Origin of the sequence: Silvibacterium acidisoli, from assembly GCA_022870745.1 — a bacterium.
Lineage (GTDB): Bacteria > Acidobacteriota > Terriglobia > Terriglobales > Acidobacteriaceae > Silvibacterium.
This window is the reverse complement of sequence record CP085323.1, coordinates 790801-808898: the sequence shown is the minus strand read 5'-3', so window position 1 is coordinate 808898 and position 18098 is coordinate 790801. Positions and strand designations below refer to the sequence as shown.

The window sequence follows — 18098 nt, the reverse complement described above, 5'->3', positions numbered from 1 at the left end:
AGCTAGTTCTGAATGAGAGGAAGCGTCTGCGTGTTGTTATACGGCAGGTCTTCCACCTGAATCGACGACGGATCGATGCGGACCACCTTGTACCGGTGATCGACCACATCCCCTGCCACCGCGATAAACACATCGTCGCCCTGCAGCAGGAAAGCCTTCTTCGCGCCTGCCTGTGAAGCATAGCCAAAGAACTTCAGGTTAATCGGAGGCGGAGGAGGCGGTCCCTGCGGCACCACCGGGCCAGCCTGGTTCGGCCGGATCGCAGCATGAAGCTGTTCGATCTGGGCCGGCGCCGCCGACATCGAAAAGATATTCCGGCCCTTGCCCGCATACACCAGCGATTCAGCCCGCTCCATCAGCTCAGGATGCAGCGTCGGATCGAGCGCAGCCAGCGATCCCGGAAGCTTGACCGCCTCGTGCGCCGCAGCCGGAACATTGCGGGCCACAGGCGTGCGTCGCGCAGGTCGCGCAGCGGGAGCAGAAACAACGGTAGGAGCAGGAGCCGCGGCAGGAGGCGGCGTCGAGGGGCCGCCGAAGGTTTGCACCAGCGTCTTTACCAGCAGCGCCAGCACGACCAGCCCGAGTCCTCCGGCGATCAGAACTTTTTTCCTGTCTTCCGCGCCAATCTTCAATGCCATCAGCGTTCACCCTCCTCGCTGACAGATTCCTCGGCCGCCGCCGCCGGGGGCAGGTCGGTAGCATTCGCAGAAATATACGTGATCAACCGCAGGCGCAGGTTCACCGTGCCGCCCTGCTGGCCGGTAAAGGTAACCCCGGCAATCAGGAAGAACACATGGTCCTTGTCCCGCTCGAGGTCGTTGATGAAGTGCATCAGCGGAATGTAATCGCCGCTCAGGTTGGCGTCGATACGGACCTCGGTCAGCGCATCGGTTGCCGGGGCCGGTGTGTACTGCGCGCGCGTCAACCGTACCTGGTTCTTAATCGCGGTATTGCCAAGCTGTTCCACAACCGTGGAGTAGTTCGCGGCAATGCGCTTGTCAAAGAACCGCTCTGCATCCTTGCGCGACTGGTCTACCTTTTGGGGAAGCCCCTGCAGGTGAGCCATCTGTGCCTGCAGCTGCGTATAACGGATCTGTGCCTGCTGATACTCGGTCGACTGCAGTTCCCCGGCCTCGTGAATGGCAACCAGTGCGCGCACGCCGAGGAAGATTACAACGCCAAGGAGAATCACCACTCCGGCGATGTGAAGGGTGAGCGTATTAAAGTACTTGCGCCAGTCCTTCACTTCTTACCTCGCTTGCTTTCAGCATGGGGCGCTTTGTCCGATTCCGCCGTATCTTTCTCGGTTAGCGGCTTGTAATCCGCCAGGATGTCGAAGTTCACCAGCGTCGAAGCGCTGATAGGCTGAAGGGCGTTCTGCGGACCGGATGTCTGGGCAAGCGCTTCGTCAGCCAGTCGCGGCGAGGCGAAATGCCGGGACTTCTCAAGGTTGTGGATCAGTTCGATGCCGCGGTCCCGTGCGCCGCTCACGCGCAGGCGAATGATGATCTCGCCGCTCTTGGTAATCTCCGGATCGAGGCTCAGAACCTGAACGCCGCCGGGTAGAACGGTCTCGAGGTCGGTCATGGTTGCCGTCCAGGAAAACGACTTCTGCGCAAAGAGGCTGTTGAGAAAATCAGCCTGCGTCAGCGTTGCCGCGTTGTTCGGCTGGCGCATCATCGCTTCGTAGTTCTGCTGCTGGCGCTCCAGGCCCGCTACCCGGGCATTCATAGACGCCACCCTGGCCATCGCATCGCGTCCGCGTGCAACCGCCGACTTCTGCATCACCATCAAGGGAATCGTGATCAGTACAAAAATCAGCATCAGGATGCGGCAGCGCTTCACAATGGAGCGCACATCCACGTACGGCTGACTTGCGAGATTGATAGAAATCTTCATGCCTGTGCCAGCGCTCCGATCACCCCGGCGGAAAGACCGCGCGGCATGGCATTGAGAGCCCCCACCGTTACAGGAACCAGATCGACCACCCGTGGTGACTGATCGACCGGCATGCCGCCGCTATGGAGTTCATTCACCAGCCCCTCGGCTCCCCCCGGTCCCACGTAATACAGCGCCGAAGGCGCACCCTGCAAAGTGTCTTCGTAATAGGCTTCTGCGACCGACAGGCTGCGGGCCAGCTCGTCATGATGCTCGCGATCGGACTCGGGAAGCTCCAGGGTGCGATACAGCAGCAATTCATCTCCCTGGGTGATCGCCGTGGTAAGCGTCAGCCCGTTGCGGCGAACGACCAGCGCCGCCTGCTCGAAGTTCAGGGCAGCCAGCGAAGCCAGCGTAGCCGGCAGCACCACGCCGGGCTCATATCCGGCAGCTCTCACGGCGCTTTCATATTCCGCGCGCACCGGACCGGGCATGACCGTCACCAGTACCTTGGCCTGCTCCTTGGTCTGCCGCATCACCTGGTAGCCGATTGCAGCCTCATCGATCTCGAAAGACATCAGCTTGCGCAGGCGGAAGCGAAGAATCGGCAGCGCATCCGCCGCCTTCGCCGGCAGGGAATCGAAATCGAGAATTAGCACGCGTACCGCCGCGTCCGGAACGATCAGCGTCAGCTGCTTCTCGCGTCCCGTCACGACTTCGTCCACGGCCTTCCGAATGGCTGTCGTTACCGCGCCCGGCTGTTGCAGGTTCACATCGCCCACTGACGCGCGTACCATGCCGGCCGGCAGCGATGCATAGGCCATAGTCGCCTCTCCGACGCCAGTCTGCCGCGCCGCAATCACGCCCTCGGGCATGATCTCGCAGGCCAGCTGCGGTCGGTGCTGCGTTTTGGGTGACAGAAATCCCAGCGATATAGCCACTAGCGCGATGCCTCGATAAAGGTAACTTTGTTGATCTCTTTGAGTGTCGTAAAGCCGCGCCGCACGCGGTCAATCGCCGATTCACGCAGGAACTGCATGCCTTCCTGCTGTGCCAGCCGCCGAACTTCCGAGCTGGGCTTCTTCTCCAGAATCATTTCACGAATCGGATCGGTCAGGTCCAGCAATTCGTGGATCGCCGTACGGCCCCGATAACCCGTTCCCCCGCACTCGATGCATCCCACGCCCTCGCGGAACTCGAAGCCGCGCCATTCATCGGGATTCAGGCCGCTCAGGTTCAGGGTCTCGTCGTCGTAATGCACCGTCCGCACGCAGTGCTCGCAGATCGTACGGACGAGGCGTTGCGCCAGAATGCAGTTTAGAGCCGAAACGAAGTTGTAGGCCTCAACGCCCATATTCAGAAAGCGTCCCAGCACGTCGACCACGTTGTTCGCGTGGACGGTCGTGAACACAAGGTGGCCGGTCAGCGCCGAGTTGATGGCGATCTGCGCCGTCTCCTGGTCGCGGATCTCACCGACCAGGATCTTGTCCGGGTCGTGGCGCAGAATTGAGCGCAGTCCGCGCGCAAAGGTCAGGCCCTTCTTCTCGTTCACCGGAATCTGCGTAATGCCGCGAATCTGGTACTCGACAGGGTCCTCGATGGTGATGATCTTGTCTTCCGAGCTCTTGATTTCGTTCAGCGCCGCATAAAGCGTCGTCGTCTTACCCGAACCCGTCGGACCCGTCACCAGCACCATGCCATAAGGCTCGCGGATATACCGGCGGAAGCGCCGCAGGTCGTCCTCGTGGAACCCGACCACATCGAGTGTGAGGTTGTGGAACTTCTCGCTCATCGACTCTTTATCGAGCACACGAAGCACGGCGTTTTCGCCATGCACCGTCGGCATGATCGAGACACGGAAGTCGATCAGACGTCCCTTGTAGCGCACGCGGAAACGTCCGTCCTGCGGCACGCGGCGCTCGGCGATATCGAGCTCGCTCATAACCTTGATACGCGAAAGAATCGTCGAGTGGTGCTCGCGCGCAATCGCCGCCATGGCCATCTGCAGCACGCCGTCGATGCGGTATTTGACGACCAGCGAGTCGTCGTTGGTCTCGATATGAATATCCGAGGCGCGCCGTTCGAGAGCAGTAAAGATGGTCGTGTCCACCAGTCGAATGATCGGGCTGATGTCCTCTTCCATCGTCAGCTTCTCGATGGAGATGGTCTCGTCCTGGTTATCCTCCGACGACACCACGTCGAAGGTCATGCCTTCCGACGCCTCATCGAGTACGCGCTGCGACTGCTCCGTCTTCTTCAGCAGGTCGGTGATCTGGGTCAGCGTCGCCACCCGCGTGGATATGCGGCGTCCCAGCAGTCCGCTGATCTCGTCAATCACCATCAGCCGGCTCGGATCGCTCACCGCAATCACCAGCCGCTCTTCGTCCTGCTCCAGCGGAACGAAGTTGTAGCGAAACATCATATCCACTGGCACGCTCTTGAAAAGCTCATGCTGAATGCGGAAGTTCTTCAGGTCCACATACTCGCAGCGATAGCGCTGCGCCAGGGAAATAGCCCGCGATGTCTCATCTTCCGTCGTTGGCAGCGTTAATAAAGGTGCTTGTGCCATAAAGTCCTCAACCTGCGTCTAGTGCTGGAAGTTGCTCGCACTTCCGAGAGAAAAAATCGGTAGATACAGCGCAATCAGAATAACTACGACCACCACGCCCATCACGATCAGGATGGCGGGTTCGATCAGCGCCATGGCCGCAGTCAGCGCGGTCTGAACGTCTTCTTCATAAAATTCAGCCACCGAGTTCAGCATCTGCGGTAACGCGCCGGTCGACTCACCCACCTCGATCATCTCGACCGAAAGCGGGGGGAAAACCTTCGTGCCTTCAAGACTCGTAGACAGGCCCTTGCCTTCGCGCACGCTCGTCACCGAAGAAAAAACCGCCTTCGCAATCCGTTTGCTTGCAATGGACCGCGCCGCTGTTTCGAGCGAAGGCACCAGCGGCAAACCGCCCGAGAGCAGCGTCGAAAGCGTACGCGAGAACAAAGCCACCTGGTATTTCAGCCAGATCATGCCGAACAGCGGCATCTTGATGCGGATGCCGTCGATGCGATCAGCACCGCGATCGGTCTTGCTCCACCGATAGATCAGGAAAACGATCAACGCCAGCGCCGGAACCACGTAGAAGAAGTAGTGCTGCGCGCCATTGCCGACCGCCAGCAGCGCCAGCGTCAGGCTGGGCAGCTTCGTTCCAAGCTGTTCGTAAAGCGTGGCAAAACGGGGCACGACAAAGGTGATCAGGAAGATGAACAGCGCGAAGACCAGCGAGATCAGCAACATCGGGTAAATCAGCGAGGCCTTCAGCTTCTTGGTAAAGCTCAGCGAAATGCGCTGGAAGGAAAGAAAACGTCCCAGCACTTCTTCAAGGTTGCCGCTTCGCTCGCCGGCCAGCAGCGTCGTCGTGTAAATGACCGGAAAGCCGCCCTGCGCCTCGAAGGCCGCCGAAATCGACTCGCCGGTGCGCACCCGCTGCGCCACGTTCAGCAACTGGCTCGAAAACGCCGGATTCTTCTGTCCCTTGGCCAGCATCTCCAGCGATCCAAGAATCGGCAGACCGGCCTTGATCAGCGTCAGCAGCTGCTGGTTGAAGATGATGAAGGTTTCCAGCTTCACCTTACGCCGCGCGCCCGTCAGCCCCTTGGGCCTGACCGAATAGACATAGTAGCCGCCCTGCACGAAGCGGTGCCGCAACTCCTCGGCCGTGGCCGCTGAGTGTACCTGCTCCTGCACGCGGCCGCGCTCGTCGGCCAGTTTGATAACAAATTCCGCCATGGGTCTATTTCAGGTTACCAGTTTGGGGCAATCGATAGACGCAGGCAACCAGCGATCCGTTCAAGTGCAGTCGAACCCCAAAAACGCCCCGGAGGCGTCAGCGGTGGCTCTCGATTCAGCCGGATGCAGGGAGCTCGATTCGCGATCCTCCCGCGCCTGTCAATCCAGGCAAGCGACGAACCTGCCCTTCACCATGCCGGATCAGCCACGAAAACGGGTGCCCCATCCAAGACAGTCTCATCGTCTTGGGTGGGAAGAACGATTCTTCTCTTATTTCAGAAATTGTCATTCCGAACGCAGTGAGGAATCTGCTTTTTCTTCATTTCCGCCAATACCTCCAACAGGAGGTTCCTCGTTTCACTCGGAATGACAAGCGTTTTGCATGGGGTATGGTGTTATACCCCACCCAAGCGGAGCTCGGATGGGGCACCCGGCATGGCAACTCCGAATGTATAGAGAAGAGAAATGCCGAATCCGCCCGTTTTGTAACAGGGCACGGCTTCAGCCGTGCCGAAAGAGGCAGGAAAGAAACGGCTTCAGCCGCTGAGCAGACTACTTCCGCCGAGGCAGATTACCCAGCCGAGCCACCCGCCCATCCGGACCCACCACCCATGGCAGACTCAAGGCATTCCAATTACCGTCATCGAGCCGAACCCAGGTCCGGCCATCGTCATAACTGATATCCGACCCGTTCGTACCAACCGCAATCCACGCCTTCGCCGCAGCATCCCAGGCAACTGAAGACCGATACCCATGCGGAGGCCGCACCGCAGCCGTCCACGTCATGCCACCATCCGCCGTCCAGGCCGCCGTGCCAGCAGTCGCGGATGGCTTCTTGTAATCCCCGCCGACAGCGATGCCGTGCTGCCCGTCAGCGAACGAGACAGAGAACACTCCAGCCGATTCCGTGCCACCAGAAATGGGCACAGGCTTCTTTTCCCAGAAGAGCCCGTCGAACGACATTACGTCAGTCGCATCTACTCCGCGATAAATGAAGCTGCCATCCAGACCACCGATGCCAAACCAGCCTGATTGCTCACGCCGGACTAGAGAAGAATTGCTGGCGGCGAAAGCACCTGATCTGTGAGGGTCACTTTGAAAAAACGCTCCCTGATCTTCCTTCCACGTCGCACCGCCGTCCGAAGTAACAAATACCGCAAACCTGGTTTCTGTTTTCTTTTCCAACAGAGGTGCTCTTTTGTCCTGCGGATAATTCCCAGGAGAATCAGGATAAGAGGCAGTAACCACCCCTCCTTCAAGCTGCGGTCGGGTTACAGGATCTCCGATGATTTCGCCATGCTGCTTATCCCAAAATGCCATCGCATCCCAGAACCCGTCCTTATCGGGATTCGTAAAAACGACCTTCCAGGTCTGGCATCCATCCGTAGTCCTATAAATCCGTGACTGATCCCCCGGACCCGAAGACATAACCACGGCATTGTTCTCATCCCAAGCCTGAATCCCACGAAAATCCAAATCCTCCGCACCAGCAGGCATTGAGCACGACTGCCACATATACCCGGCATCTTCAGTCCGCCGGACAATGCCATGCGCCCCGCTTGCCCACACGATCCCACCGCCCACATTCACAATCCCGCGCAGGTTCTCCTTCGTCAGGCCGTCCTGGTAAACCCACGGACCGGAATGCGGCTCCTGCGCATACCCGGCAAAACGACAGCCTGTCGCGAGCAAGGCAAATATGGCGCAGCACTTAGCGAGAGAAAGGATCTTCATAACGAAGTTAGTGTAATGGAATCCATTACAGCGTAAAATCAAGCAAATGCCAGCCACGCGCAAATCCCGGGTCTACACCATCAGCCTCCCGCCGGAACTGGCGAAAGAAGCCGAGGCGATCGCGGAGGCCGAAAGCCGCACCATGAGCGACCTGTTCCGCGAAGCCTTCCGTACCTATCGCGCCGCGCGGGCCGTTAAAGCATTGGAAGCTGCGGTGGCAATCGGAGCTGGCGCAAATCCCCGCGGCTACACCGAAGAAGACATTCCCCGGCTGCTCAAAGAAGTTCGCGCGGAACGAGATGCGAAACAGGAGCATAAAGTCCGGGCCGCTGGATGATCGTTGTTCTCGACACGAATGTCCTGATCCCCGCGCTCGTCTTTTCGAAAGGGAAAGGAACCGTCTATCAGGCGGTCAAGCGCGCCCTTGAAGCCGACACCCTGGCAATCGGAACGGAACTCGAAGAAGAACTGACGCACGTCCTCGAACGCAGCTTTAACTGGACCCGTGAACAGACCGCTCGTATCCTGCCCGCACTGTTTGGCAATGCAATCCGAGTCGAGTTGCGCGGATCAGTGGATATCTGCCGCGACCCGGATGACAACAAAGTCCTGGAATGTGCCGAGTCAGCCTCTGCCTCATTGCTCGTCACCGGCGATAAAGACCTGCTCACCCTCGGCGAGTACGCTGGTATCCGGATCGTGACGCCAGCCGAGTATCTCTCGCTGCCAATCCTCTAAACCGGAGGCAGCCCCTCAACAAAGTGCGCACCCGCCGGTAGCTGAAAAACGAAATCCGAATCCTTCGCCGGGGGATTCACCGCTTCACCCGAAAAGCTGAAGGTATTCACGATGCCGTCGGTCTCTTCCACGCGCATCGAGCGGATCGTCCCATCCGCGGCCGCTGTCACCTCGAACGAGGCCACCCGCTTCTCCATGCCCTTCGGAATACCAGTCAGCGCGTATGCGCCGTCCGCTCCGGGAGCAATCCTCAGGTCCGTCAGTTCTTTTGACAGCTGCGTATGCCCCAGCAGCAGGCTGAGCGGCGAGCGCATGTCGTCCAGCTTCTTCACCGGAACCTGCTGCACCTCGGTGTCTCCCGGCGAATAGAAGTACCCGAACTTGCCGTCCACGAGGAAGAGCTTGCCGTCTGGCCTGGTATAGGTCCAGCGCATGCGTCCGGGCTTCTTGAGCAGGAGCACGCCTTCTTCGCGGCGGTTCATGCCCATGCCCTCGTATTGCTGGGTAAAGTGGACTTCGAGAGAGTGGAGAGAATTGTAGTGATGGTCGACCTTCGCTGCCAGCTCGGTCGCCGAGGGCTGCTGGGCCGGTCCGGAGAAACGGACCAGCCCGCAAGCCAATAGGAGAAGGAGACGCTTTTTCACTGCAGGGGCTGGGTGCAGCTCGTGCCGCCAGCCGGGTCAGCCGTGACCGCGCCCTGCTGGTCGATGCAGAATCCGCGATGGCCGGTCTTGCCCACTGCCTGCGGAACCGCCGTTACTTCGTAGCCCGTGTACATATCCTGGTTGTTCACCGTGACCTTGGTGCAGTTCACGATGTTGAAGGTGTAGCCGCTCTTCTGGCCGGTAGCCAGCGTGCCCTCAAGCATCTGTGCCGACTGCGGCGTAGGAGCGCCACTCTTCGGGTCCCCGCCTAACGCCGCCAGCGAGCACGAAAAACCATTGGCCGGGTAGGTGGTCTGGAATTGAATCTGGGCTTCGTAGATGGCACGCAGCGATTGAATCGCCGACGTCTCGTTGGCATTCATCTTCATGCCGGCGAAGTTCGGAATGGCAATCAGCATGAGGATGAGCATGATGCTGATAACGATCAGCAGTTCCATCAGCGTAAAGCCAGCTTCACGCCGTTTCCGGGTATCTTTACGAACAATCGAGAGCATCATTTTGTAGTCCATCCCAACGCAATCCTAAAGGATCAAGACGCAGCATGCCAGCCAAACGCTCAAGAACAGGGAACAGGGCACATAGATCAGGGAGCAAGGTACGAGTATCGTTGGCTCCCCTGCAAGCTTTCCAGTCCGAGCCAAGCGAGGAACCTGCTTTTCACAACGCCAGACCAGCCACGAAAATGGGTGCCCCATCCAAGCTTGGCTTGGGTGGGAAGAACGAACCCAAACAACCACGGGGTGTTCGGGTCCTAATCCCTAATTCCTGGTTCCTAACCCCTAGCAAACCAGGTGATCGCGAGTAAGCTTCAACCCATCCAGCCTGCCCAGAAGCGTCGCCGCCACCACTTCCGGCTGGAAGAGCGTATTAGCCGCCTCTCGAACCTGTTCGGCGGTCACCTGCTCCACGCGGTCCAGGATCTCCTGCTGGCTGAAGAAGTACTGGAAGTACATCTCCTGACGGGCCAGGTTCGACATGCGCGACATCGAGCTTTCGAGCGACAGCAGCAGGTTGCCCTTCAGCTGATCCTTTGCACGCCGCAGCTCCTCTTCCGGGAGCGGGTCGTTCTTCAGGCGGGCAAACTCGGCCATGACCAGGTCGACCACTTTAACTGCCTTATCCGAAGAGGTTCCGGCGTAAACGCAGAGCGATCCCGTATCGCTGTAGGGATTCAGGTCGCTGTAAATGGCATAGGCCAGCCCGCGTTCTTCGCGAATCGTCTGGAAGAGACGCGAACTCATGCCGCCGCCCAGCACCGTATTCAGGATCAGCGTGACGTAACGCGAGTCGTCGGCCATGCGCGGAGCCGGAACGCCCAGGCAAAGCTGCACCTGCTCGAGCGACTTCTTGTTGCGCATGTTGATCCGCGCGCTCGCCTTGGGGGGAGCCTCCGGAACCACGCTCTTGCCCGAGGGAAGCGATTCAAAGCGGCGAGTAACCTGCTCGACGAAGGCGTCATGCTCGATGTTTCCCGCAGCAGAAAAGATCATGTTGCCGCCCAGGAACTTGCTGCCGTGGAAGTCGAGCAGGGTATTGCGCTCGAAGCTGCCCACCGTCTTTTTCGTTCCCAGGATCGGTTTGCCCAGCGGATGGTCCTTCCAGAAGCTCTGGGTAAAAATCTCGTGGACCAGGTAATCCGGGTTGTCCTCGTCCATCTTGATCTCTTCAAGAATGACGCCGCGTTCGCGGTCGATCTCTTCGCTCGCGAAGACCGGGTGCATCACCAGGTCCGACAGCACGTTCAGCGCGATCGGCACGTGCTCGTCGAGGACCTTCATGTTGAAGCACACCGTCTCTTTACCGGTGAAGGCGTCTAGATTGCCCCCGATCGCGTCCACCTCGCGGGCAATCATCTGCGCCGAGCGGGACTTGGTGCCCTTGAAAACCATGTGTTCCACGAAATGGGAAATGCCGTTGACCTGCGGCAGCTCATGCCGGGAGCCAGCCCGGATCCACATCCCCATCGAGACCGAACGGATGTGGTTCATCTTTTCTGTGAGGATGGTCAGGCCGTTCGGCAGAATTGTGCGACGAATATTTCTTTCTTGATCCATAAGTTTGTTGATAAGTGCCCTTCTCTATGGGCCACGGCGCTCGAAAAAGAGCCTGCCGCGCTCTGTGGCGCTACATGCGCTATGCTGGCGATACGGCTCCACATTCGGTATAGCGATGACGTCTGGCAGGGAAAACCTACTCTCTATTTTAGACGCTCCAGCACCGCCATCGACTCCGATTGCTCTCCGTTCGCTGTTTGGCCTTTCAAATGAGCAGCTTACGGATCTACTGAAGCAGTTTTCCGTCCCCGCCTACAGGACGAAGCAGCTCACCGAAGCCCTTTACCGGGGCTGGGAGAACGACCTTTCAGCCGTATCGACTCTCCCCAAAGACCTCCGCGAAAAGCTCCTCGAAGCCGAATATTCCATCGGAAGACCCACCATCGCGGAGACTTTCCGATCCGTGGACGGTACTGAACGCTATCTCATCGCCACCGGCGACGGGCAGACGGTTGAAACAGTCTGGATGCCCGAAGGCGACGATGGCGAAGAGGGAGATGGATCGGAAGCCGGGGTAGAAGAACTCGCAGGACATCACGACGCGACCATCTGCGTCTCCAGTCAGATCGGCTGCGCGGTGAACTGCCAGTTCTGCCTGACGGCGAAGCTGGGAATCATTCGTAATTTGAGCGCAGGCGAGATCGCCGGGCAGGTCGTAGCCGTGCTCGACCGCCACAAGGTAAAGATCGGCCGCGACCGCATCAACCTGGTCTTCATGGGAATGGGCGAGCCCTTCCTGAACTACGACGCTTTTATGGATGCCGTCCGGCTGCTGGTTTCTGAAGTTGGTATCGCCGAGTCGCGTATGACCGTCTCTACATCAGGAATTGTCCCCGGCATCGAAAAATTTGCGCTGGAGAAAGTCCGGCCCAAGCTGGCCATCTCGCTGAATGCGTCGAACAATACCGTTCGCGAGCAGGTCATGCCGATCACGCGCAAATGGGATATCGGCGACCTCATCGAAGCCGTGCGGCAGGTGCCGCTCCGCCCGCGCGAGCGCGTGACCTTCGAATACGTGCTGCTGGGCGGCGTCAACGACCAGCTCGAACATGCCGGCGAAGTGGTGAAGCTGCTGAGGAGGGCGAACTTCCCGGCCAAGGTCAACCTGATCGCCTGGAACCCCGGCCCGTCCATCCCGTACACCATGCCCGACCCGGATGACGTAGCCCGCTTCCAGCAGCACCTCATCGAGCGCGGAATCCCGGCGTTTATCCGCCGCCCGCGAGGCCGCGATATCTACGCAGCCTGCGGGCAGCTCAAGAGAACAGTCGAGCAATAAGAGTTATCCTTCAATAATTCTTATTGTTTGCCGGTCAGCATCCTCACAAACTCCAGATAAAACGCCACTCCCCGGTAATACGCCTCGACGGGTACCCGTTCATCCTGCCCGTGCGCGCGCACATCGTTCGTCTCGAGCGCGATCCCGCTGATGCCGTAGCTGGGAATCCCGGCGGCGTTGGTGTAGACGGAATCGGACGCGCCGGTCGCCATGGTCGGAATCACCGGCGCTCCCGGCCACATCTGGCCAGCAAGCTTTTCCATCGCAGCCATCACTTCAGGGTTTACCGCCGGAGGAGGCAGCTGCTTGCGGTCAGGAGCCTTGTCGAAGACCTCGCCCGCGTCGTTCATATAACGCACCGTGACCTTGGGGTCGTTGAAGATCGAGATCAGCTGCTGGCGGATCTGCTCCAGCGAATAGCCGGGCAGGATGCGGCAGTTCACGTTGGCCTGTGCCAGCTGTGGCAGGGCGTTATTGGCGTGCCCGGCCTCAAGCCGCGTGGCTACGCAGGTGGTGTGCATCATCGAGTTCCATTCGGGGCTGCCTTCAGAGAGGCGCTTCACTGCAGCCGGATCAGGATTGCCCGAGACGATGTTCTTCAGATCGTCAGCCTTTTGGCCAGTCTCGCGCTCGGCCATCTTGGCGAAGTAGGCCTTCGTGACGGCATTCAGCTCAAAAGGGAACTGGTAGTGTTCCAGCCGGCCCAGCGCGTCGGCCAGGTGGTAAATGGCATTGTCGGGCACTGGCAGTGAGCTGTGACCGCCGGGATTCGTCACTGTCAGTTGGTAGTCCCCGTACAGCTTTTCCGTGGCGTCCAGGTTCACCGAGACCGGCTTACCCTTCTCGAGATCTACCCCGCCGCCGTCGGAGTTGAGCACGAACTCACCCTTCATCCGCTCCGGCTGGTTCTTGATCAGCCAGTCGACGCCGTTCGATTTCCCAACTTCTTCATCGGCGGTAAAGGCAACGATCAGGTCTCGGTCGGGCTTGTAGCCATGCTTCTTCATCTCGATGAGCATGGTCACGAGGATGGCGTCTGACTCTTTCATGTCCTGTGTGCCGCGCCCGTAGTAGAAGCCGTCCTTCTCGACGAACTGAAACGGGTCGGTCGTCCAGTCGGAGCGCTTCGCCTCGACGACGTCGAGATGACCGATGAAGAGAATGGGCTTTTTTTCACCGCTGCCGTGATAGGTGACAACCAGGTTCTGCTTGCGGTCATTCGGGCCGCCCAGATACAGGTCCGACTCAGCAAAGCCCGCGGCCAGCAGCCTTTCGCGAATAACCTTCGAGGCCTCGGTCACGCTGCCGACGGAGTCCGTTGTGTTGATCTCGATGAGTTGCTTGAAGACATCGTGGGCAAGCTGGCGGGTCGCCGGATCGAGCGGAGGCGTGGATTGCGCAGCCGATGGCAGCGCAAGAAGTCCGAGGAGGGGCAGGGAAAGAAGTTGTCGCATCGAGAGAGTCCTTCGAAAAATCGTTGGGATCGACCCTATCAGACTCTGCGGTTCTCTTCGACTGTATGTTCCGGCTCTTGTGCCTGGGGCTGGCGATTCCCTACTCAAGCCAAACGCGGCTTGAGAAGAAAACTGGGTGGGTTCTCGTGTCTCCCCGAACTTCCGATCCCATCCATGACGGTAAACCTGTCATGGATGGGGCACCCATTGCGAAGAAGAAAGCTCTGATGCAACCGCGTGAGTGGAGGTTATAGTGGTTCCATCCCGATATGAAACATATTCGCTCGACATTGCTTCTCTTTCCTTTCCTTCTCTCTGCTGCTGCGCTTCACGCCCAGACAAAACCCGCCATCACGCTCGACGAATTCCTCAATACGACCGAGGTGCGAGACGCAAAAATCTCGGCCGACGGCAGCATGGCAGTGATAGCGACCAGCCAGCCCGACTGGCAGCAGGACCGCTTTGCGGGGAACCTGTGGTTCTGGTCGAAGGCGACTGGCAAGCTGCTGCCGCTGACGCAGTCCGGTCACGACTCTTCGCCCGAAATCTCGCCTGACGGGCGCTACGTGGCATTTCTCTCCGACCGCGCCATCGCAGGAGCAGAAAGCAGCGACGAGAAGAGCGGAGACAAGGATGACGATGATGCGCCGAGCCGCATCTGGATCATTCCGGTTGGAGGTGGTGAAGCCTTTCCGTTGTATCGCGAGAAGCTCGACACGCACGCCTTCGCCTGGTCGAAGGACTCGAACAGTATCGACTTTGCCGTGACTCAGCCGCTTTCGAAGAACGAAGAGGACGCGCGCAAGGAGCAGTGGAAAGACACGATTCGCTGGCGCGAACAGGAGCGCGGCGATGTGCTGCTGGAACGCCCGGTTTCGATGGCTTACGCAGAGGCTACAACCAATCCGGCAGCACACGCCGAAGCGAAGCCTGCCGACGACAAGCCTGCGCTGCCCGCCGGATCGCAGGTGCTGACACACCTCTCGCTTGCGATCAGCGAAGTTGCGCCCTCGCCCGATGGCCAGCAGATTGCGCTAATGAGCGGACCCATCTGGCATCGCCTGGAAAATCCCGCAGACACCGAAATCTTCCTGCTTTCCGCGCACGGCGGTGAAGCGCATCAGTTGACCCACAACCAGGGTCTCGAAGGCAGTCTGACCTGGTCGCCGGACAACGCAATGATCTACTTCAGTGTGCGTGCGGGTGCCGGAGCCATCGAAGGCGATTACCAGGATCTGCAGGGACGGATTTACTCGATCGACCCGCAATCGGGCAAGACCACCCGCTACGGTGCCGATTTCACCGGCTCATGGGACGACATCACCGTCACCAGCGACGGCAAACTGCTGGCTACCGGACTGCTCGGCACAGGGGAGAAGCTTTACCGCGTCGAAGGCGCTCATTTCAAGGCCATCGGCAGTGTTGCCGGGAGTTACGCTCACATTGAAGCGGCGCATCACGGCGATGCCTTGATCTATATGCACTCCGCGATCGGCGTGCCGACGCAGGTTTATGTCAGCGAGAGCGCTTCAGGTATCGATGCAACGAAGCCGGTAACGAACTTCAATCCCATCTTTGCTGAGCGTGCGCAGGTAGAGTGGCAGCCCTACAAGTGGAAGTCTTTCGACGGGACAGAAGTCGAGGGCGTCCTGATCTATCCGCCGGGCAGGAAGGGCGCGAAGAACCTGCACATGTTCACGCTCATCCACGGAGGTCCGGAAGATGCGGACGGCGATCGCTTCGGAGCCGACTGGTATGACTGGGCGACGTACGCCGCTTCACAGGGCTGGCTCGTCTTCCGCCCTAACTATCGTGGATCGACCGGTTACGGCGACAAGTTCATGCTGGAGATTGTTCCGCATATCGTCTCCGTTCCCGGCAAGGACATCCTCACCGGTGTCGATGCGCTGGTGAAGGACGGTATAGCCGATCCGGATCACCTGACTGTCGGCGGATACAGCTACGGCGGCTACATGACCAATTGGCTCATCACCCAGACCACGCGCTTCAAAGCTGCGACGACCGGCGCCGGAGCGGTTGAGCACGCGGCCAACTGGGGATTCGACGACCTGACCTACGACGATGCCTGGTTTCTCTCCGGCACGCCGTGGGAGAAGCCGGAGATTTACCAGAGCGAAGCGGCGCTCTTCCAGATGAACAAGGTGACGACGCCCACGCACATCGTCGCAGGCAATGCGGACAACCGTGTGAGCTATTTCGAACAAGTGGTGCTCGACCGGGCATTGCAGCGGTTGAATGTTCCGCATACTCTGCTGCTGTTCCCGGGAGAGAACCATCCACTCAGCAAGAATCCCTGGCATGGGTACATCAAGGTTCGTGAAGAGCTGAAATGGCTCGACACATACGGAAACAAGTAGGCTTTGTTTCCTGGCAAGTAAACGAAGGAGAGAGAATTGAGCAGGCTGAAGACAAGTAAAAAACGTGCCGCGAAATCGGCGGCACTCGCCATGGCAGCTTTCACACTGGGGGCGATGGGATTGCAAGCGCAGGAGTCGCCGGGCTTTGTGAACACGCTGATGCCGCAGCCCGCTCACCTCTCGGCAGGCAGCGGTGAACTGGACCTTTCGACCGGCTTTACCACCGTCACCGACAAGTCGCACGACGAGCGCCTCGATGCCGCCATCAGCCGCGCTCTCATGCGCCTCAAGAACAAGACCGGCCTTGAGATTGCGACCATGCCGGCCGCGACCGGTACCGGCACGCTGACCATTACCGTCGATGGCCCCGGCGAAGCGATCCAGAGCCTCGACGAGAACGAAGACTACTCCCTCGAAGTAAGTTCGAACGCCGTTCATCTGAAGGCCACGACCGACGTGGGCGCCATGCATGGCCTTGAAACGCTGCTCCAACTGGTTCAACCGGGCAAGAGCGGCTATTTTCTGCCTGCTGTCACCATCAACGACTCGCCCCGCTTCCGCTGGCGCGGCCTGATGATCGACGTGAGCCGCCACTTTGAGCCGGTCAGCGTAATCGAGCGCAATCTCGACGCTATGGCCGAGGTCAAGCTGAACGTCTTCCACTGGCACCTGACCGATGACCAGGGTGTCCGCATCGAGAGCAAGGTATTTCCCAAGCTGACGAGCATGGGCTCGGACGGTCTCTACTACACGCAGGACCAGGCTCGCGAAGTCATCGAGTATGCACGCGCCCGCGGCATCCGTGTAGTGCCGGAGTTCGATATCCCCGGACACACCAATGCCTGGTTCCCCGGCTACCCGGAGCTGGCGTCGGCCGATGGCCCATTCCACGTTATGCGCAACTTCGGCGTCAACGATCCGGTGATGGACCCGACGAAGGAAAGCACCTACAAGTTCCTCGACAAGTTCATTGGAGAGATGGCCGCGCTCTTCCCCGATCCGTACATGCACATCGGCGGCGATGAGAACAACGGCAAGGAATGGGCCTCGAATCCCAAGATCCAGGAGTTCATGAAGGCGCATAACCTTCAGGGAACCGCAGCGCTGCAGACCTACTTCAACCAGAAGCTCGGCCCCATCCTCAAGAAGCACAACAAGATCATGATCGGCTGGGATGAGATCTACGCGCCCGGCCTGCAGAAGGATGCCGTCATCCACTCGTGGCGCGGCTTCGATTCGCTGGCGGCGACGGCCAAGGATGGCTATCGCGGCATCCTTTCCGCTGGATATTATCTCGACCAGATCGACTCGGCAGGCAAGCACTATCTCGTCGATCCGGTGCCGGCAGATACCACCCTCACGCCCGAGCAGTCGGCGAACATCCTCGGCGGCGAAGCCACGATCTGGGGCGAGCATGTCGGTCCGCTCACCATCGATTCGCGCACCTGGCCGCGCACCGCTGCCATCGCCGAACGCCTGTGGTCTCCGCAGAATGTGCGTGACGTGGATGACATGTATCGCCGCCTGTGGGTGGAGTCGCTTCGTCTCGAACAGCTTGGCCTGACGCACATCAGCCACCAGGATGTTGCGCTGCGCCAGCTTGCAGGCACGCCGCATACGGCTCCGCTGCAGGTGCTCGCGAGCATCATGCAGCCGGTGCAATTTCATATCCGCTACCAGCTGCAGCACACCGACCAGGTGACGCCGCTCGACCACTTCATCGATGCGATCCGGCCTGATCCGCCATCGCAGCATGAGCTGCCTTTGCTGGTGAAGCAGTATCTGTCGAAGCAGGGCGGCACGGAAGCGGGTGAGGATCTGGAGGTGTTGTTCGAACAATGGATCTCCGCCACGCCGGAAGCTGAGCAGCTGATCGCCAATTCTCCGCTGCTAGCCGAAGTACAGCCGCGCGCTCAGCAGATGGGTGAACTGGGAACAACCGGTCTGCAGGCGCTCGACTACCTCAAGAAGGGCAAGACCGCTCCTGCCGACTGGGTACAGTCACGGCTGGCCATGCTGGATGATGCGAAGAAGCCTGCCGGGCTGGTGCGCTTCACCGTACTCGATCCGATCAAGGAGCTGGTGGAAGCAGCCGGCGGCCAGAAGTAACGCGATGCAAACAAGAACGGCCCGT

Annotated in this window: 16 protein-coding genes; 5 read left to right on the top strand and 11 right to left on the bottom strand. The window is 59.4% G+C overall.

What is annotated here, in order from left to right:
* Positions 1–2: 2 nt before the first annotated feature.
* The 7 genes from LJD29_RS03400 to LJD29_RS03370 all read right to left on the bottom strand — a co-directional run bounded on the left by LJD29_RS03400 (position 3) and on the right by LJD29_RS03370 (position 7453).
* Positions 3–638: a hypothetical protein gene (locus tag LJD29_RS03400; RefSeq protein ID WP_446744353.1), complete on the bottom strand. Its 636-nt coding sequence runs from the start codon at positions 636–638 to the stop codon at positions 3–5.
* Complete coding sequence (locus LJD29_RS03395; RefSeq protein WP_446744352.1) at positions 638–1246, bottom strand: hypothetical protein; 609 nt, start codon at positions 1244–1246, stop codon at positions 638–640. Before LJD29_RS03395 ends, LJD29_RS03400 begins: the two co-directional genes overlap by 1 nt.
* Positions 1243–1899 (bottom strand): PilN family protein, encoded by a 657-nt coding sequence (locus tag LJD29_RS03390; RefSeq protein WP_446744351.1) that lies wholly within the window; start codon positions 1897–1899, stop codon positions 1243–1245. Before LJD29_RS03390 ends, LJD29_RS03395 begins: the two co-directional genes overlap by 4 nt.
* Positions 1896–2753 carry a type IV pilus biogenesis protein PilM gene (locus LJD29_RS03385; protein WP_446744350.1) on the bottom strand — a complete coding sequence of 286 codons (858 nt, stop codon included), beginning with the start codon at positions 2751–2753 and terminating at the stop codon, positions 1896–1898. The genes LJD29_RS03390 and LJD29_RS03385 overlap by 4 nt, the downstream gene beginning before the upstream one ends.
* A 65-nt stretch (positions 2754–2818) precedes the next feature.
* Positions 2819–4447, bottom strand: coding sequence for a GspE/PulE family protein (locus LJD29_RS03380; RefSeq protein ID WP_446744349.1), 1629 nt, complete (start codon positions 4445–4447; stop codon positions 2819–2821).
* An 18-nt stretch (positions 4448–4465) separates the two neighbouring features.
* Positions 4466–5662: a type II secretion system F family protein gene (locus LJD29_RS03375; RefSeq protein WP_446744348.1), complete on the bottom strand. Its 1197-nt coding sequence runs from the start codon at positions 5660–5662 to the stop codon at positions 4466–4468.
* 552 nt (positions 5663–6214) lie between these two features.
* Complete coding sequence (locus LJD29_RS03370; RefSeq protein ID WP_446744347.1) at positions 6215–7453, bottom strand: WD40/YVTN/BNR-like repeat-containing protein; 1239 nt, start codon at positions 7451–7453, stop codon at positions 6215–6217.
* On the opposite strand from LJD29_RS03370, the gene LJD29_RS03365 reads away from it, so the two are divergent.
* Together LJD29_RS03365 and LJD29_RS03360 are read left to right on the top strand one after the other, a co-directional pair.
* The gene (locus LJD29_RS03365) at positions 7443–7733 is read left to right on the top strand and encodes a ribbon-helix-helix protein, CopG family (protein WP_446744346.1); all 291 of its coding nucleotides are present in this window, start codon (positions 7443–7445) and stop codon (positions 7731–7733) included. The two genes, LJD29_RS03370 and LJD29_RS03365, sit on opposite strands and share 11 nt — an antisense overlap.
* Complete coding sequence (locus LJD29_RS03360; RefSeq protein ID WP_446744345.1) at positions 7730–8134, top strand: putative toxin-antitoxin system toxin component, PIN family; 405 nt, start codon at positions 7730–7732, stop codon at positions 8132–8134. The genes LJD29_RS03365 and LJD29_RS03360 overlap by 4 nt, the downstream gene beginning before the upstream one ends.
* On the opposite strand, the gene LJD29_RS03355 is transcribed toward LJD29_RS03360, so the two are convergent.
* From LJD29_RS03355 to LJD29_RS03345, 3 genes are all read right to left on the bottom strand, one after another.
* A complete protein-coding gene (locus LJD29_RS03355; RefSeq protein WP_446744344.1) occupies positions 8131–8778 on the bottom strand; it encodes a LolA family protein in 648 nt (215 codons plus the stop codon). The genes LJD29_RS03360 and LJD29_RS03355 overlap by 4 nt on opposite strands.
* Positions 8775–9308 (bottom strand): type IV pilin protein, encoded by a 534-nt coding sequence (locus LJD29_RS03350; RefSeq protein ID WP_446744343.1) that lies wholly within the window; start codon positions 9306–9308, stop codon positions 8775–8777. Before LJD29_RS03350 ends, LJD29_RS03355 begins: the two co-directional genes overlap by 4 nt.
* A 270-nt stretch (positions 9309–9578) precedes the next feature.
* Positions 9579–10853 carry a M16 family metallopeptidase gene (locus LJD29_RS03345; RefSeq protein WP_446744342.1) on the bottom strand — a complete coding sequence of 425 codons (1275 nt, stop codon included), beginning with the start codon at positions 10851–10853 and terminating at the stop codon, positions 9579–9581.
* A 115-nt stretch (positions 10854–10968) separates the two neighbouring features.
* Between LJD29_RS03345 and rlmN the strand changes: the two genes are divergently transcribed.
* Complete coding sequence (rlmN, locus tag LJD29_RS03340; protein WP_446744341.1) at positions 10969–12132, top strand: dual-specificity RNA methyltransferase RlmN; 1164 nt, start codon at positions 10969–10971, stop codon at positions 12130–12132.
* A gap of 20 nt (positions 12133–12152) precedes the next feature.
* Here rlmN and LJD29_RS03335 read toward each other — a convergent pair whose 3' ends face one another.
* Positions 12153–13586 carry a M20/M25/M40 family metallo-hydrolase gene (locus tag LJD29_RS03335; RefSeq protein WP_446744340.1) on the bottom strand — a complete coding sequence of 478 codons (1434 nt, stop codon included), beginning with the start codon at positions 13584–13586 and terminating at the stop codon, positions 12153–12155.
* Positions 13587–13855: 269 nt separating this feature from the next.
* Here LJD29_RS03335 and LJD29_RS03330 point away from each other — a divergent pair, with 269 nt between their 5' ends.
* Positions 13856–15964: a S9 family peptidase gene (locus LJD29_RS03330; RefSeq protein WP_446744339.1), complete on the top strand. Its 2109-nt coding sequence runs from the start codon at positions 13856–13858 to the stop codon at positions 15962–15964.
* Positions 15965–16000: 36 nt separating this feature from the next.
* On the top strand, positions 16001–18073 hold the full coding sequence (locus LJD29_RS03325; protein ID WP_446744338.1) for a beta-N-acetylhexosaminidase: 2073 nt from the start codon (positions 16001–16003) through the stop codon (positions 18071–18073).
* Positions 18074–18098: the final 25 nt, after the last annotated feature.